The following is a 16,323-nucleotide window of genomic DNA, read 5'->3' on the forward strand; positions in this document are numbered from 1 at the left end:
GTACCGCCTCACCCCGATGCGGCCGTGCGCCGAAAGGCCAGGGCGTGGACACTCGGTGGCGCAACCGTGGCAGGGAGCCGAGGAATGTCCGTCGCCGGCTGGATCGTCGTCGGGGTGCTGGCCTGGGTGGCCGTCGCCCTGGTCGTCGCGGTGCTCGTCGGCCGGATGGTGCGGCTGCGGGACCGGCAGGTCCCCGAGGACCCCCTCCCGCGTCCGGCGCCCGAACAAGACCCGTCCTGGCCGGGCACGGGCGGGCGTACGCCCCGGACCCCGGAACCCCGCCGACCCCGGCGCTGATCCGGGTCGGTCTCCGGGAGGGATCCGGGACCGACCCCGAGGTGCGGGCCGCCCTGCGCCGGCAGGCTCGTGGACATGGAACAGCAGACCACCACCGCCACCCCCGACCAGCCGGCCGTCGTCCCCGCCCCTCGGGAGCAGAAGCCCTTCCGGCTGCACCGCAGCCGTTCGGACAAGATGCTCGCCGGCGTGTGCGGCGGGCTCGCCGAGAGCCTGAACGTCGACGCCGGGCTCATCCGGATCGCGCTCGTCGCGCTGACCGTCCTGGGCTTCGGCTTCGGCATCGTCCTCTACCTCGCGGCCTGGTTCCTCGCCCCCGAGGAGTGACCCGCCCCCTACCCGCGAGTCGGGGGTTCTGGCAGCGCGAGTCGGGGGTTCCGGCGCCATGAGTCGGGGGTTCCGGGAGCGCGAGTCGCGTTCTGACCTCCTGCGAGTTGCGCTCTGGACCCCCGCGAGTCGGCAGTTCCGGTAGCGCGAGTCGGCAGTTGGGGTAGCGCGAGTCGGCAGTTCTGGTACCGCGAGTCGGCAGTTCTGGTAGCGCGAGTCGGGGGTTCTGGGGCCGTGCGGCAGGAGTTCCGACGCCGCGGGTGGGGTTCCGGCAGCGGGTCGAGGGTTCTGGTAGCGCGAGTCGGGGGCTCTGGGGCCGTGCGGCAGGAGCTCTGACGCCGCGAGTCGCGCTCTGACCTCACGCGACCCGCGCTCTGGACCCCCGCGAGTCGGCGGCTCGGGTAGCGCGAGTCGGCGGTTCGGGTAGCGCGCGTCGGTACGTCCGGGGAGCCGGGTCCCGCGTCTCGGCCGGTTCGGGCCGGAATGCCCCAGACGGGCGCCTCGCCCTGCGTGTCCGCGCTGGTTCCCCGCACGTGGTGAGCCGGCTCGGTGAGGCCGGCGCGCCCGGAGCAGTCACCGCGGCCGGCCCGAACAGAAAGCCCGCCGCCCGGTCCGAGACCCGTCCGACGGTCACGCAAGCGTTGTCGTCGCAACTCTCCTGTGACCATCGGATCGATCACCGGCCTGGTGATCGATCCGAGTGATACGGGAGCGTCGCTCAAGCTACCTCCCGGTCCCGCTCGGAAAGATCATGAACGGGGTGGAGCAGGGTTCCGTCCAAGAGACGTGCTGAACCAACCGTTTCGAGGCTCCGCTGCGGTGGCCGCGGGCGCGGTGACGTCCGGGCAGCTGCGCGGGCCCCGCTTCCACCGTCTCTTCGCCGACATCTGCGTGTCCGCTGTGCCGGGCATCGACCCCGCACACCTGTCAGTGCGGGCCCGAGGCGCCTACCTGCTCGTCGAGGGGCGGGGCGCGGTGGGTGGCTGGGCCGCGGCCGAGCTGCTCGGAGCGTCGTGCGGGCCGCCGGACGCGCTCGTCGACGTCGTCGTGCCGGGTGGTACCCAGCGAGGACAACCGGGGCTGCGGGTGCGCCGCGGGCGGCTCCTCGCGGAGGAGACCATCGACGTCGGCGGCGTGCGGGTGACCTCGGCCAGGCGCACCGCCTTCGACCTCGCGTGTCGCTGCACGGTGTGGGACGCGATCGTGGCCGTCGACGCCCTGGCCAGGGTGGGGGAGTTCGAGCCGGCGGAACTGCTGGAGCTACGCCGGCGGCATCTCGGTGCTCGCGGAAGCGCGAACCTGCCGGAGATCGTGCGTCGCGCGGACCGGCGCTCGGGCTCGCCGATGGAGACCCGGATCCGACTCGCGATCGCCGACGCGGGGCTGCCGTGCCCGGTCCTGCAGCACCCGGTCGGGCCCTACGAGCTCGACCTCTCCTACCCAGCGCTGCTGCTCGCGTTCGAGTACAACGGCGGCGATCACCTCGAGCCGACGCGCGCTCTGCGCGATCTGGCTCGTGAGGCTCACCTCGCGCGAGCGGGCTGGCGGGTCGTGCGGTTCTCGGCGGTCGAGGTCCACCGGCACCCGGAGCGCGTGGCGGCGCGGGTGCGCCGTGAACTCGAGGCGGCCTGCCGGGCGCGGGGGTTCGACCCGGAGCGGCTGACCGGCCACCGATGATCGATCCGAGGGGCACGAGAGGGCCTTCGGACAGGCGATCCTGTCTCGCTCAGAACGATCACGCTCCGCGAGCGTCACGGGGAAGTTGCCGCACCAGTGATTCTGTAGCGCTCGGAGCGATCAAGCTACGGGCGCCACAGGAGAGCTGTCGCACTCGCATTCCCGTGCCGCTCGGAACGATCACGTTTTCTTGAGCGCCACGGGAAGCGCCGCACTAGCGATTCTGTACTGCCCGGAGCGGGCATGCTCGGAGGGTCACTGGAGAGTGGCGACGCCAGCATTCCTGAGGTGCTCAGAATGATCACGCTGCGAGCATCACGGAGGAGCAGCTGCACCAGCGACTCTGTCGCGCTCGGAACGATCATGCTCCGAGGGGCACCGGGGAGCTGTCGCACGCATGAATCCGTGCCGCTCGGAATGATCATGCTCTCGCGAGGGTCACGGGGAAGTTGTCGCCCCAGCGAGGTCGTGCCGCTCGGAGCGACCAAGCTGCGAGCGGTACGGGAGAGCTGTCGGACCGGCGGTCCCGTCACGCTCGAAACGATCACGATGTAAGCGTCACCGGGAGCTGTCGCACCAGCGAGTCCGTCGCGTTCGGAGTGATCAGGATTCGAGCGCCGCGACGGAGCTGTGGGAACGGCGAGCCCGGACCGCTCGGAAGGATCATCATCCTGCGGGCGTCACGGGAACGCTCTCGGCGAAGCGGTCGGGTGTCTTTGAGAATGATCGACGATGGCGAGGGACACGCTACTGCTGCGGCCCCGACCGTGGTGTGACGCTCGGACGGATCACGAGGTGGCCGCCCGGTGGTGTGGTGGTGGCACGACTGTTCCGCGGCCTGCGGCTTCGTAGCGTCGGAGTCCATGACCACGACACCGCACCACGACCCCGCCGCGGCGCGGTGGAACCCGGCCGCCGCCGGAACCGGCACTCCACCGGCCGGTTCACCGCGCCGCCCCGACGTCGGTGCGGCCCGCCTGTACGCCCACCCCGCGGTACTGCCCGACGGCCTGCCGGGCGGTCGTGCGCCGGTCCCCGCTGCCGTGCTCGCCACCCGGGTCGTCGGGCTCACCCTCACCTTCCTCTGCGCCCTCTGGCCAGCCCTGTTCGCGCTGATGGGGATCGCGTTCGGGCTCGGCCTGGAGGATGCGGGCGGCGTGGTGTTCGGTGCGGTCATGGGCACGGTCGCGATCGCCTGGCCCGTCGGCTTCTGGTTCGCGACGCGCGGTGCGAGGCGGGTCTGGCCGGTGCTGGTCGCGCTGATCCCTACCGTCCTCGTGGCCGGCGGCAGCGTCTCGCTCTGGCTCGCGGGCTGAGCTGTCGGGCCCGCTGAGTCGCAGGACCCGCCGAACCGTCCAGGCGCCGAACCGCCCAGCCGCCGAGCCGTAGGTCCCGCTGAGCCGTTGGGCCCGTTGGGCTTGTTGGTCCTGTTGGTCCTGTTGGTCCCGTTGGTCCCGCTGAGCCGTTAGGCCCGCTGAGCGTTGGACCGCTGGTCCCGCTGGTCCGGGCGAGCGGCCCGGCCCGCCGAGCCGCTGAACGTCGGGCTACTCAGCCGCAGGACCCGCCGAACCGTCCAGCCCGCCGAACCGCCCAGCCGCCGAGCCGTCGAGCAGCCGGCCGACGAGCAGCCCGGCCGCTGACCGGCTCCGCATCCCGCCGCCGGGCGGGAGGCCCGAGAACGCCGCAGGGGCGGCGGGCCGAAGCCCACCGCCCCTGCGGGACGAACCAGGTGGCAGGACTCAGAAGTCCATGCCGCCCATGCCGCCGGTCGGGTCGCCGGCCGGAGCGGCGTTCTTCTCCGGCTTGTCGGCGATGACCGCCTCGGTGGTGAGGAACAGGGCCGCGATCGACGCCGCGTTCTGCAGCGCCGAGCGGGTGACCTTGGCCGGGTCGATGATGCCGGCCTTGACCAGGTCCTTGTACTCACCGGTGGCCGCGTCGAGGCCCTCGCCCGCGGGGAGGTTGCGCACCTTCTCCGCGACGACGCCGCCCTCGAGGCCGGCGTTGACGGCGATCTGCTTGAGCGGCGCCTCCAGGGCGACCTTCACGATGTTCGCGCCGGTCGCCTCGTCGCCGTCCAGCCCGAGGCCCTCGAACAGGCCCGCACCGGCCTGGATCAGGGCGACGCCGCCGCCGGCGACGATGCCCTCCTCGACGGCCGCCTTCGCGTTGCGGACGGCGTCCTCGATGCGGTGCTTGCGCTCCTTGAGCTCGACCTCGGTGGCCGCACCCGCCTTGATGACCGCGACACCGCCGGCCAGCTTGGCCAGGCGCTCCTGCAGCTTCTCGCGGTCGTAGTCCGAGTCGGTGCGCTCGATCTCGGCGCGGATCTGGTTGACGCGACCGGCGATCTGGTCGGCGTCGCCCGCACCGTCGACGATGGTGGTCTCGTCCTTGGTGACGACGACCTTGCGCGCCCGGCCGAGCAGCGACAGGTCGGCGTTCTCCAGCTTGAGGCCGACCTTCTCCGAGATGACCTCGCCGCCGGTCAGGATGCCCATGTCGGTGAGCATGGCCTCACGGCGGTCACCGAAGCCCGGGGCCTTGATGGCGACGGACTTGAAGGTGCCGCGGATCTTGTTGACGACGAGCGTTGCCAGGGCCTCGCCCTCGACGTCCTCGGCGATGATCGCCAGCGGCTTGCCCGACTGCATGACCTTCTCCAGCAGCGGGAGCAGGTCCTTGACGGTCGAGATCTTCGACGAGACGAGCAGGACGTACGGGTCCTCGAGCTCGACCTCCATGCGCTCCGCGTCGGTCACGAAGTACGGGGAGATGTAGCCCTTGTCGAAGCGCATGCCCTCGGTGAGCTCGAGCTCGAGCCCGAAGGTCTGCGACTCCTCGACGGTGATGACGCCTTCCTTGCCGACCTTGTCCATCGCCTCGGCGATGAGCTCGCCGATCTGCTTGTCGGCGGCGGAGATCGACGCGGTGGCGGCGATCTGCTCCTTGGTCTCGACCTCCTTGGCCGACTTCAGGAGCGCCTGCGAGACGGCCTCGACGGCCTTCTCGATGCCGCGCTTCAGACCCATCGGGTTCGCGCCGGCGGCGACGTTGCGCAGGCCCTCGCGGACCAGCGCCTGCGCCAGCACGGTGGCGGTGGTGGTGCCGTCACCCGCGATGTCGTCGGTCTTCTTCGCGACCTCCTTGACGAGCTCGGCGCCGATCTTCTCCCAGGCGTCCTCGAGCTCGATCTCCTTGGCGATCGACACACCATCGTTGGTGATGGTGGGCGCGCCCCACTTCTTCTCCAGGACGACGTTGCGGCCGCGCGGGCCGAGCGTCACCTTGACGGCGTCGGCGAGGGTGTTCATGCCGCGCTCGAGCCCGCGGCGCGCCTCCTCGTCGAACGCGATCTGCTTCGCCATGGGGGTGGTCCTCCGGTTGGGATGACTCGTCGGTTCGAACACGGCGCCCGCGACGGACGGCCGGCAACCCTGCGCCGGCCTCACCGGCCCGACCTGGCACTCACCATAGGCGAGTGCCAGCGCCGTTTTTAGCACTCGGGGTGGGCGAGTGCAACCGAGCCCGGGTCGACCCGGCCTCCGTGCCGGCCCTGCGGCAGGATGACCGGCGTGACCGCCGCGAAACCGCCCCGCACCGTCGAGGAGCACCGGGCCGTCGTCGCGGCCCTCCTGTCGCCCACCGGGGTCGAGGTCGTGCCGCTCGCCGAGGCGCGTGGGCGGGTCCTCGCGGAGCCGGTCCCGGCCGCCATCTCGCTGCCGCCCTTCGACAACTCCGCGATGGACGGGTACGCCGTGCGGGCCGCCGACGTCGCCGGGGCCACCGCCGACGCCCCGGTCACCCTGCCCGTCGCCACCGACATCCCCGCCGGCCGCACGGACGTGCCGCCGCTGGAACCCGGCACGGCCGCCCGGATCATGACGGGCGCGCCCGTGCCGGCCGGGGCCGACGCGATCGTCCAGGTCGAGCTGACGGACGGCGGCACCGAGCGCGTGGCGATCTCGGCCGCACCCGCGGCCGGCACGCACGTGCGCACCGTCGGCGAGGACGTCCACGAGGGCACCGTGGTGCTCGACGCCGGCACCGTCCTCGGTGCCGCGCAGATCGGCGTGGCCGCCGCGGTCGGGCGGGACTCGCTGCCGGTGCGCCGCCGCCCGCACGTCCTCGTCCTCTCCACGGGTTCCGAGCTGGTGGCACCGGGCGAGCCGCTCGCGCCCGGCCAGATCTACGAGTCCAACGGCGCGATGCTCGCCGCCGCCGTACGCGACGCGGGCGCGACCGCCGAGCAGCTCCGCTTCGTGCCCGACGACGTCGAGCAGTTCCGCAAGGTCCTCGCCGAGCGGATCGTGGCGGGCGTCGACCTGGTGGTGACCTCCGGCGGGGTGAGCGCGGGCGCCTACGAGGTGGTGAAGGACGCGCTGACCGGGCACGGCGTGGAGTTCGTGAAGGTCGGCATGCAGCCCGGCGGGCCACAGGGGGCGGGCGTGGTGGAACTCGGCGAGGTCAGCTGCCCCGTCGTGACGTTGCCGGGCAACCCGGTGAGCTCGCAGGTCTCCTTCGAGGTGTTCGTGCGCCCAGTGCTGCGCCGGGCGATGGGCCATCCGTACCCCGAGCGCCCGGTGGTCACCGCCCGCTCGCGGGACGCCCTCCGTTCGCCCGCCGGGCGCGTGCAGTACCGCCGAGGCACGCTCGACGCACGGGACGGCACGGTCGGCGAGGTCGGGTCGCCCGCCTCGCACATGCTCGCCGCCCTGGCCAGGGCGGACTGCCTGTTCGTGGTGCCGGCGGAGGCGACCGGGGTCCGACAGGGCGACGAGCTCGAGGTGTGGTTGCTCGACAACGGGCTGTGAGGAGCCTTTAGGGGGTAGGCCGTCCCCCTGTCACCCGGAAAGTGGTACGCATCACATGCGGAGGGTGCAACACTTCGCCGCGCCCGGACGTCTTACCAGGTGAGTGTTCGGCCGATCGGTGCAGATCATCCAGTTCCTCGGGGATTGATCTGGACGATCGGTCGGGTGCTGGGGATACTTTGAGCGGGGGGCGGGTAAACCACCTCTCGACGCACAGGACCTACCGCCCGTCGCTGGGGAGCGGACGAGCGGTTCCAAGGCCGGGGTCGCCGTCTCGGGGGATGGCGGCCCCGGCCCTTTGCTGTCCGGGGTGCACGTCCCTCGACCACCTCTCGGAGCCTTCTCCCGTGGGCTGATCCGGGTCGTACCGTCCGGCCGGGCCTGCAGGGGCCCCACCACCTCGTCCCGGCATCGCAGTAGCGTGGCGCCCGCGCCCTCCCTCCCGCACCGGCCGGGAGACCGGGAGAAACGGCGCCGCCGACGAGGAGCCGCTGGCGACCATGGCCGCGACCACCCCCGCGACCCCGTCCCCGGGCGCCCCCGGGGCCGGCCCCGAGAACAGGCCCGAGCTGCATCCGGCGGGTGCACCGCCCGCCACCGGCGGCGAGAGCCCGCTGCGGCACGCCGCCACGCTGGTCCGCGAGGCCGTCCCGCCGCTGCACCCCGGCGGCCGGCCGGTCATCGCCGCCGTCGCGGCCGCGGCCGGCGCCGTCCGGCTGCTGACGGGCCGTGGCGCCGGCGTGGGCCTGCTGGCCACCGCCGCGACCGCCGCGTTCTTCCGCGCGCCGCGCCGCGTGCCGCCGCCGCGCCCGGGGGCCGTCCTCGCCCCGGCCGACGGCACCGTCGCGTTGATCTCCGAGGTCGTGCCGCCCGCGGAGCTGGACCTGCCGCGGGAGCCGGTCACCCGGGTCAGCGTCTTCCTCTCCGTGCTCGACGTGCACGTCCAGCGCATCCCGATGCACGGCCGGATCCGCTCGGTCGAGTACCGGCCCGGCGCCTTCCTCTCCGCGGACCTGGACAAGGCCAGCGAGGACAACGAGCGCAACGCCCTCGTCCTGGAGACCCAGACCGGGCACCTGGTCGGCGTGGTCCAGATCGCCGGGCTGCTGGCGCGGCGCATCCGCTGCGACGTGAAGCCCGGCGACGAGGTCGCCGCCGGCGAGACCTATGGGCTCATCCGGTTCGGCTCGCGCGTCGACACCTACCTCCCGCCGGGCGTCGCCCCCGAGGTGTCGGTGGGGCAGCGCACCATCGGCGGCGAGACGGTGCTGGCCGACCTCGCCGTCGAGAAGGACGCCGCCGAGAAGGACGCCGTCGAGAAGGAGGCCGTCGAGAAGGAGGCCGCCGAGAAGGAGGCCGTCGGGACGGGCGGCGGCGTGGGGAACGGCACGGAGAAGGGCCGGCCGTGAACACCTACCAGGCGGGCGTGCGGCTGCTGCCCAACGCGGTCACCGTGCTCGCGCTCTGCGCCGGGCTCTCCGCGGTCAACTTCGCACTGCACGGCCGGTTCGAGCTGTGCATCGCCGCTGCGGGCGCGGCCGCGCTGTGCGACGCCCTCGACGGCGGCCTCGCCCGCCTCCTCGACGCCAGCAGCCGCATCGGGCAGGAGCTGGACTCGCTGGCGGACCTGGTGTCCTTCGGCGTCGCGCCGGCGCTCGTCCTCTACATCTGGGCACTGCAGGGCACCCGGCTCGGCTGGGTGGTGGCGCTGATCTTCGCGGTCTGCATGGCCCTGCGGCTGGCCCGCTTCAACACCCTGATCGACGACGAGGACCAGCCGCCGTTCGCCAAGGAGTTCTTCGTCGGCGTCCCGGCCCCGGCGGCGGCGCTCACGGCGGGCATCCCGCTGTACCTCTTCCTGCATTTCGGGCCGGGCTGGTGGTCGTCGCCGATCACGGTGGGGGTGTGGGCGCTGTGCACCGCGGCGCTGATGGTCAGCCGCATCCCCACGCTCTCCCTGAAGACGGCGCGGGTGCGGCCGCGGTGGATCGCGCCGCTGCTGGTGCTGGTCGGGGTGGCCGCGGCGATCCTGCTGACCGCGCCGTTCCTCGGGATGGCCCTCATCGGCATCGGCTACCTGCTGCTCATCCCGTACACCGTCTACCGCTACAAGTGGCTGGAGCGGCACCCGGAGGCGTGGGGCGTGCCGGTGCGCGAGCGTCGCGCCGTGGCCCGGGCCGCCCGCTCCGCCCGCCGGCTGGGCCTGCGGCCGCCGCTGCGCCGCCGGGTCGCCGGCCGGACGATGGCGGTCGCCCGCGGCATGGGCGGGATCGTGCGACGCCGCAGCGCCGAGGATCCCGTCGAGCCCTTCGACTCCGGCCCCTCGCGCCCGATCCGCCCGATGCGCCCGCTGGGCGGGCAGGCGCGCCGGATGCCCAGCACCGAACGACGCCGCGGGCTGCGGCGGCGCTGAGCGGAGCTTGCGAGCGAACCTCGGTGCTGAGCGGAGCTTGCGGAGCGAACCTCGGTGCTGAGCGAAGTTTGCGGAGCGAACCTCGGTGCTGAGCGGAGCTTGCGGAGCGAACCTCGGTGCTGAGCGGAGCTTGCGGAGCGGTCCTCTGCGCTGACCCGCGGGCGGGGTTCGGGCCGGTCGATACGGTTACCCGGTGCCCGTGATCACCTTGGTCGCCCGCCTCGCCACGTCCGCCGTCGACGCCCGGCGCGGGGTCGTGCGGCTCCACCCCGAGGTCCTCGACGCGCTGCACCTGCGCAGCTGGGACGCCGTCACGCTCACCGGCGCCCGGGTCACCAGCGCCCTGGCCGTGGCCGGCGACCCGGCGGCCGCGGCCGGCCAGGCGCTGCTCGACGACGTCACGCTCTCCAATGCCGGCCTCACCGACGGGGCGTCCGTGGTCGTCGGGCCGGTGGCGGTGGCCCCGGCCCGGCGGGTGGTGCTCGCCGGCTCGCGGCTGGTGCGCAGCGCCGTCCCGCCGGCCACGGCCCGGCTCGCGCTGCTCGGCAAGGTCCTCACCGGGGGCGACGCGGTCTCCCTGCTGCCGCAGGACATCGCCCCGCCGCCCGGCGCCGACGTCCCGAGGGCCCGCCGCGCCCTGGCGGCGGCGATCGGCGGGGCGTGGACCAGCGAGCTGGTCACCGTGTCGCAGACCGATCCGCCCGGGCCGGTCTCGGTGCACCCGACGACCGTCGTCGGCTGGCTGGACGGACCGACGACCGCGGACTCCCCGCAGGCCGAACCGAGGCCGTCGACCAGGCCGGCCGCGCCGCGGACGGCCCCGGCACCCGCGGCGCCCGTTCCGGCCGAGACCACGGAGCCCCCGCTCCCGCTCGACGCCCTGGTCGGCCACACCGCGCAGGCGCGCCGGCTCGTCGAGTGGCTGGAGCTGACCTTCTCCCGGCCCGAGCTGCTGGTCCGGCTGGGCGGGACGCCCCGGCTCGGGGTGCTGGTGACCGGGCCCGAGGGCGTCGGCAAGACGACGCTGGTCCGCAGCGTCGCCGGCGCGGTCGGGGCCGAGACCGTGGAGCTGCCCGGTCCGGCGGTCGCGGCGCTGGAGGCGGCGTCGGCCGCGGTGCGGGTCCAGGAGTGCCTGACCCGGGCCCGCGGCGAGGCCGCGGCAGGACGGCCGGTGGTCCTGCTGGTCACGGACGTCGACGCGTTGCTGCCCGCCGCCTCGCCGCCGCCGCTCGCCACGCTGGTCCTCGACGGCCTGCGGGAGGCGGTGGGCACGCCGAACCTGGCCCTCGTCGCCACGACGGCCGCGCCCGAGGCCGTCGACCCCCGGCTGCGGGCGCCGGACCTGGCCGACCGGGAGCTGGGCCTGGGCCTGCCGGACGCGTCCGTGCGGGCGGACCTGCTGCGTCGGCTGCTCGCCGACGTCCCGCTCGCCGACGACGTCGACCTCGGCGCGGTCGCCGCGCGGGCCCCCGGGTTCGTCGTCGCCGACCTGGCCGCCGTCCGCCGCGAGGCCGCGGTGACGGCGGCGCTGCGGCACGGGGCCGGGAGCGGCCCGGACGACGTCCCCGCCCCGGCCGTCGCCGACGACGCCGCGCCAGGTCCGGCGGACCCTGCCCAGGCCCCGGCCGTCGTGGAGACCGACGGGGCCCGGATCGAGATGGCCGACCTGCTCGGCGCGGTGGGGTCGGTGCGCCCGATCTCCATGTCCTCCACCGGCACCCTGCAGACCGGCGGGATCACCCTGGACCAGGTCGGCGACATGACGGAGGTGAAGCAGGCGCTCACCGAGGCGGTGCTCTGGCCGCTGCGCTACCCGGACTCCTTCGCCCGGCTCGGCGTCGAGGCGCCGCGCGGCGTGCTGCTCTACGGCCCGCCCGGTGGTGGCAAGACCTTCCTGCTGCGTGCGCTCGCCGGGTCGGGGCAGCTGAACGTGTTCTCGGTGAAGGGCGCCGAGCTGCTGGACAAGTACGTCGGCGAGTCCGAGCGGGCGGTGCGCGAGCTGTTCCGCAAGGCCTCGGACGCGGCACCCGCGCTCGTGTTCCTCGACGAGGTCGACGCGCTGGCCCCGCGGCGGGGCGGCTCCACCGACTCCGGCGTGGCCGACCGGGTGGTCGCCGCCCTGCTCACGGAGCTCGACGGGGCGACGCCGCTGCGCGAGGTCGTGGTGGTCGGCGCGACCAACCGACCCGAGCTGGTCGATCCCGCGCTGCTGCGCCCCGGGCGGTTGGAGCGTCTGGTCTTCGTGCCGCCGCCCGACGCCGAGGCCCGCGCGGACATCCTGCGCGCCGCCGGCCGCAACACCCCGTTGGCCGCCGACGTGGACCTCGCCGCGCTCGCCGCCGAGCTCGAGGGCTACTCGGCCGCCGACTGCGCCGCGGTGCTGCGCGAGGCCGCGCTCACCGCGATGCGGGAGTCGCTCGACGCCACCGAGGTCACGGCCGCGCACCTGGACAAGGCCCGCCGGGCCGTCCCGCCGAGCCTCGACCCGGTGCAGGTCGCCGAGCTGGAGGCGTACGCCGCCCGGCGCGCCGCGGACTGACCGGGCCCTCGACGGCGTGCGCTGGGGAGCGGATCGGTCTGTGGGGTGCTACTTGGCCTTGTAGTCCTTGGTGACGATCACGATGAGGCCGGGGCTGGCGTCCTCGATGCCCTGGAAGCGCGGCTCCGCGCGCAGCCCGTACTCCTGCGCCAGCCGGTCGGCCGAGGCCTGCTCGCTGGTGCCCGGCCGGTAGTAGACCGTGCTGGTCGGGATCACGCCGTAGGGGTAGCCGGTGGTGTCGGTGACCGTCCAGCCGCCGTTGCGGAAGTCCGACGCGGCCCGCGCGGCCAGACCCTCGACCGTGCTGTTGTTGTAGACGCGCAGCGGCAGCGTCGGGGCGGACTCGACGCCGCCGATCCCACCGACACCTTCGGCGGCGCCACTGCCGCTGCCGAAGCTGCCCGCCGCGACCGGGGGCGCGACCGGCGCCGGGGTGCCGATCGGCGCGAGCTCCGTGGGCGTGGCCGGGAAGGAGGGCAGCGGGACCTCGTCCGTGCCCGAGCCCGGTGCGGGGGTCGCCGGGGCGACCGAGGCGGTGGGCGGGGCCGCGGCGGAGCCCGATCCGTCGTCCGAGCCCCCGCCCCCGGTGCCCAGCGAGACCAGCCCGATGACGGCGGCGATCACGGCGACGCCGACGAGCGCGATGCCGCCGACCTTCAGCGGTGACGGTCCGGACGCGGGTGCGGTCACGTCAGTCCTCCGGTGCGGGGGCGGCGGGCGGGGCGGACGGGGTGGCGGTCACCACGGCTCCATGCCGAGCCGGCGGGCGGCCCGGGTGCGCTGCCGGCTGGCGCGCAGCCGGCGGAGGCGCTTGACCAGCAGGGGGTCGGCGGCGAGCGCCTCAGGGGTGTCGACCAGCGCGTTGAGCACCTGGTAGTAGCGGGTGGCCGACATGTCGAACAGCTCGCGGATGGCCTGTTCCTTGGCCCCCTGGTACTTCCACCACTGACCCTCGAAGGCGAGGATCTCGCGCTCGCGCCGGTCCAGCTCGCGGACCGGCGGGCCGGCGGGACGGTTCGTCCCGCTGGTTTCCGTGGCGGACTCCATCACGCTCCCTGCACAGTCGCTCCGACGCGGAATGACACGGCTGTCATTCGCGGGCGCCATTGAACCACGATGGACCGACGGAAACGGGGCGGACGCGCCACCCGGCGGCGTGAATCGCCGGACCGTCCCGCAGCGGGACCGGGCGGACGCCGGAGAGGTCCGGGACGGACATTACTGTCTCGGTGTGGCCGTCCGTCCCATCGTCATCATCGGTGATCCCGTCCTGCACACGCCCACCCGCCCCGTCGAGACGTACGACGACGGGTTGCGCGCCCTGGTCGCGGACATGTTCGACACCATGGCGGCGGCGCACGGGGTGGGGCTCGCGGCCAACCAGGTCGGCGTCGGGCTGCGCGTGTTCGTCTACGACTGCCCCGACGAGGAGTCCCGCACGATGCGCCGGGGCGTGGTCGTGAACCCGGTGCTCACGACCTCGGAGAAGCCGCAGGGCATGCCCGACCCGGACGAGGACGACGAGGGCTGCCTCTCCGTCCCCGGCGAGCAGTTCCCGACCGGGCGGGCCGACTGGGCCAGGGTCACCGGCACGGACGAGTTCGGTGAGCCCGTCGAGGTCGAGGGCAAGGGTTTCCTCGCCCGCTGCCTGCAGCACGAGACCGACCACCTCGACGGCGTCCTCTACGTGGACCGCCTCGTGGGCCGCAACCAGCGCGCCGCCAAGAAGATGCTGCGCAAGCACGGCTGGGGCGAGCCCGGCCGCACCTGGGACCCCGCCACCCAGCAGGCCGAGGAGGTCTGACCGCGGCTGCGGGCCCCCACCCGTGACCGGGAACACCCGGCGCCGTCGACCCGTTGAGCCTCCTGCAACGCTGTAATCAGGAGGCTCGCCATGGAGGAGCTCGACGCCTACTCCCGCACGGTCAGCACGGTCGCCGCGGAGCTCACGCCCCGCGTGGCGGCCGTCCGCTTCGGCCGCGGCTCCGGCTCGGCGGTCGTGGTCGCGCCCGGGGAACTGCTGACGAACGCGCACGTCGTGGGCCGGTCGACCGGCGGCCGGGCCGACTTCGCCGACGGCGCCCAGGTCCCGGTCCGGGTGGCCGGCTCGGACCCGCTCTCCGATCTCGCGCTGCTGCGCGCCGACGGGCCGCTGCCCGAGCCCGCGCGGCTCGGCGAGGCGGACGCGCTCGTCGTCGGGCAGCTCGTGGTCGCGGTCGGGAACCCGCTGGGGCTGGCCGGCTCGGTGACGGCCGGGGTGGTGAGCGCACTCGGCCGGGCCCTGCCCACCCGCGACGGGTCCGCGGGTCGGGTGGTGGAGGACGTCATCCAGACCGACGCCGCGCTCAACCCCGGCAACTCCGGGGGAGCGCTCGCCGACGCCCGCGGCCGCGTCGTGGGGATCAACACCGCGGTCGCCGGGACCGGCCTGGGCCTGGCCGTGCCGATCAACGCGACCACCCGCCGGATCGTGGAGACGCTGCGCCGCGAGGGTCGGGTGCGGCGCGCCTACCTCGGCGTCGTCGGCGCCCCGGCGCCGGTGCCCACCGTGGTCGCGGACCGGTACGGGCGGCGCAACGGGCTGCGGCTCGCCGAGGTGGTCAGCGGCAGCCCGGCCGACCGGGCCGGGCTGCGCCGCGGTGATCTCGTGCTCGACGTCGGGCGCACGCCGGTCGAGGACGCCCAGGGCATCCAGCGCCAGCTGTTCGGCGACGCCATCGGCGTGCCGCTGCCGGTGACGGTGCTGCGCAACGGGGCGATGGTCGACGTCGTCGCGGTGCCGACGGAGCTGTGAGAACGGGCGCCGGGAACGGGGCGCCGAGAACGCGGGGGCGGCGGGCGCCCCGGCACCCGCCGCCCTCCCCGGCCGCTCAGGAGCTGATCAGGACTTCGGGTCCAGCACGAACACCGGGATCTCCCGGTCCGTCTTCTCCTGGTACTCCGCGTACGGCGGGTAGGCCTGGACAGCGCGCTCCCACCAGACGGCGCGCTCCTCGCCGTCGACCTCGCGGGCGACGTAGGTCTTCGTGTCGGTCCCGTCCTGGAGCGGGAACTCCGGGTGCGCCTTGATGTTGTGGTACCAGACCGGGTGCTCGGGGGCCCCGCCCTTCGACGCGACGACCGCGTAGCTGCCGTCGTGCTCCACGCGCATCACGGGGGTGTAGCGCAGCTTCCCGCTCTTCGCGCCGCGCAGTGTCAGCAGCACGACCGGCCTGCCGAGGACGTCGACGCCCTCGGTCGTGCCCGTCTCCAGGATCTTCTTCGTCTGGTCCTGCACCCAGCCCTCCGGGCTGAGCTCCACCTTCTCATCCGCCATGTCTCCAGTGAACCGGATCATCCGCCGGCGCATTCCACCGCCCGTGCCGCGGGCTACCGTCCTCCCATGCCCGAACCGTCCCTCGGCACCACCCCGCCCCGCGTCATGACGATCGCGGGCACCGACTCCGGCGGCGGTGCCGGCATCGCCGCCGACCTGCGCGCCTTCGCGGCGTGCGGGGTGCACGGCTGCCTCGCCGTCTGCGCCGTCACGGTGCAGAACTCGGTCGGGGTGACGGGCGTGCACACGATCCCGCCGGAGACCGTCGCCGCGCAGATCACCACCGTGGCGTCGGACATCGGGCTCGACGCGGCCAAGACCGGCATGCTCGCCGGCGCCGAGATCATCGAGGCGGTGGCGGCGGCCTGCGACGCGAACGGCATCGGGGCGGACGGGCGGACACCCCTGGTCGTCGACCCGGTCGCGGCCTCCATGCACGGCGACCAGCTGCTCGCCGACTCCGCCCTCGACGCCTTCCGTGGCCTGCTGTTCCCGCGCGCCACCCTGGTGACCCCGAACCTCGACGAGGTGCGGCTGCTCATCGGCATCGACGTGCACGACCGCGAGGCCCAGTACGCCGCGGCGAAGGAGCTGCACGCCCTCGGCCCGCGGGCGGTGCTCGTCAAGGGCGGGCACCTGGCCGAGGACACCGACGGCTGCGTCGACCTGTTCTTCGACGGCGAGTCCTTCACCGAGCTGCCGGGCCCGCGCTTCGCGACCGGACACACCCACGGCGGGGGCGACTCGCTGGCCGCAGCGATCGCGTCCGGCCTCGCCCGGGGGCTGGCGCTACCGGAGGCGGTCGAGTTCGGCAAGCGCTACATCGTCGAGGCTGTGCGGCACGCCTATCCACTCGGTCAGGGGCACGGTCCCGTCTCGCCGTTGTGGGCCGTTCGCCCCTGGTGGGACGCTCCGCCATCGGTGTGAACGTTCGTTCGCT

15 protein-coding genes are annotated in these 16,323 nt (G+C 74.2%); 11 read left to right on the forward strand and 4 right to left on the reverse strand.

The annotated features are described in order from the left end of the window. Window positions 1-84: 84 nt before the first annotated feature. The 4 genes from LWC35_RS01325 (at window position 85) to LWC35_RS01340 (ending at window position 3,617) form a co-directional block, all read left to right on the forward strand. Entirely contained in the window at window positions 85-297 is a 213-nt protein-coding gene (locus tag LWC35_RS01325; protein WP_232867980.1) for a hypothetical protein, read from the forward strand. Window positions 298-372: 75 nt separating this feature from the next. After that, window positions 373-624, forward strand: coding sequence for a PspC domain-containing protein (locus LWC35_RS01330; RefSeq protein WP_232867981.1), 252 nt, complete (start codon window positions 373-375; stop codon window positions 622-624). 819 nt (window positions 625-1,443) lie between these two features. Then, window positions 1,444-2,301 carry a DUF559 domain-containing protein gene (locus LWC35_RS40040; protein WP_232867982.1) on the forward strand — a complete coding sequence of 286 codons (858 nt, stop codon included), beginning with the start codon at window positions 1,444-1,446 and terminating at the stop codon, window positions 2,299-2,301. 863 nt (window positions 2,302-3,164) lie between these two features. Continuing rightward, on the forward strand, window positions 3,165-3,617 hold the full coding sequence (locus tag LWC35_RS01340; RefSeq protein WP_232867983.1) for a hypothetical protein: 453 nt from the start codon (window positions 3,165-3,167) through the stop codon (window positions 3,615-3,617). A gap of 423 nt (window positions 3,618-4,040) precedes the next feature. Here LWC35_RS01340 and groL read toward each other — a convergent pair whose 3' ends face one another. Next, on the reverse strand, window positions 4,041-5,669 hold the full coding sequence (gene groL / locus LWC35_RS01345) for a chaperonin GroEL (RefSeq protein WP_232867984.1): 1,629 nt from the start codon (window positions 5,667-5,669) through the stop codon (window positions 4,041-4,043). Window positions 5,670-5,867: 198 nt separating this feature from the next. Here groL and moeA point away from each other — a divergent pair, with 198 nt between their 5' ends. The 4 genes from moeA to LWC35_RS01365 all read left to right on the forward strand — a co-directional run bounded on the left by moeA (window position 5,868) and on the right by LWC35_RS01365 (window position 12,067). Continuing rightward, window positions 5,868-7,115 carry a molybdopterin molybdotransferase MoeA gene (gene moeA / locus LWC35_RS01350; protein WP_232867985.1) on the forward strand — a complete coding sequence of 416 codons (1,248 nt, stop codon included), beginning with the start codon at window positions 5,868-5,870 and terminating at the stop codon, window positions 7,113-7,115. A 500-nt stretch (window positions 7,116-7,615) separates the two neighbouring features. Continuing rightward, window positions 7,616-8,524: a phosphatidylserine decarboxylase gene (locus LWC35_RS01355; protein WP_232867986.1), complete on the forward strand. Its 909-nt coding sequence runs from the start codon at window positions 7,616-7,618 to the stop codon at window positions 8,522-8,524. Further along, window positions 8,521-9,528: a CDP-alcohol phosphatidyltransferase family protein gene (locus LWC35_RS01360; protein WP_232867987.1), complete on the forward strand. Its 1,008-nt coding sequence runs from the start codon at window positions 8,521-8,523 to the stop codon at window positions 9,526-9,528. The genes LWC35_RS01355 and LWC35_RS01360 overlap by 4 nt, the downstream gene beginning before the upstream one ends. A gap of 199 nt (window positions 9,529-9,727) precedes the next feature. Beyond that, entirely contained in the window at window positions 9,728-12,067 is a 2,340-nt protein-coding gene (locus tag LWC35_RS01365; protein ID WP_372462981.1) for an AAA family ATPase, read from the forward strand. A 48-nt stretch (window positions 12,068-12,115) separates the two neighbouring features. Here LWC35_RS01365 and LWC35_RS01370 read toward each other — a convergent pair whose 3' ends face one another. Then, a complete protein-coding gene (locus tag LWC35_RS01370) occupies window positions 12,116-12,757 on the reverse strand; it encodes a LytR C-terminal domain-containing protein (RefSeq protein WP_232867989.1) in 642 nt (213 codons plus the stop codon). Window positions 12,758-12,805: 48 nt separating this feature from the next. Then, the gene (napA, locus tag LWC35_RS01375) at window positions 12,806-13,114 is read right to left on the reverse strand and encodes a nucleoid-associated protein NapA (RefSeq protein WP_037048722.1); all 309 of its coding nucleotides are present in this window, start codon (window positions 13,112-13,114) and stop codon (window positions 12,806-12,808) included. A gap of 184 nt (window positions 13,115-13,298) precedes the next feature. On the opposite strand from napA, the gene LWC35_RS01380 reads away from it, so the two are divergent. Then, window positions 13,299-13,871, forward strand: coding sequence for a peptide deformylase (locus tag LWC35_RS01380; RefSeq protein ID WP_232867990.1), 573 nt, complete (start codon window positions 13,299-13,301; stop codon window positions 13,869-13,871). 90 nt (window positions 13,872-13,961) lie between these two features. Then, window positions 13,962-14,861 carry a S1C family serine protease gene (locus tag LWC35_RS01385; protein ID WP_232867991.1) on the forward strand — a complete coding sequence of 300 codons (900 nt, stop codon included), beginning with the start codon at window positions 13,962-13,964 and terminating at the stop codon, window positions 14,859-14,861. A gap of 87 nt (window positions 14,862-14,948) precedes the next feature. Here the strand turns inward: LWC35_RS01385 and LWC35_RS01390 are convergent, their stop codons facing one another. Beyond that, window positions 14,949-15,383 (reverse strand): nitroreductase family deazaflavin-dependent oxidoreductase, encoded by a 435-nt coding sequence (locus LWC35_RS01390; RefSeq protein ID WP_232867992.1) that lies wholly within the window; start codon window positions 15,381-15,383, stop codon window positions 14,949-14,951. Between the two features lie 66 nt (window positions 15,384-15,449). Between LWC35_RS01390 and thiD the strand changes: the two genes are divergently transcribed. Further along, complete coding sequence (gene thiD, locus LWC35_RS01395) at window positions 15,450-16,310, forward strand: bifunctional hydroxymethylpyrimidine kinase/phosphomethylpyrimidine kinase (protein WP_232867993.1); 861 nt, start codon at window positions 15,450-15,452, stop codon at window positions 16,308-16,310. Window positions 16,311-16,323: the final 13 nt, after the last annotated feature.

The sequence above is a fragment of the Pseudonocardia kujensis genome, from assembly GCF_021283305.1.
Classification (GTDB): Bacteria; Actinomycetota; Actinomycetes; order Mycobacteriales; family Pseudonocardiaceae; genus Pseudonocardia; species Pseudonocardia kujensis.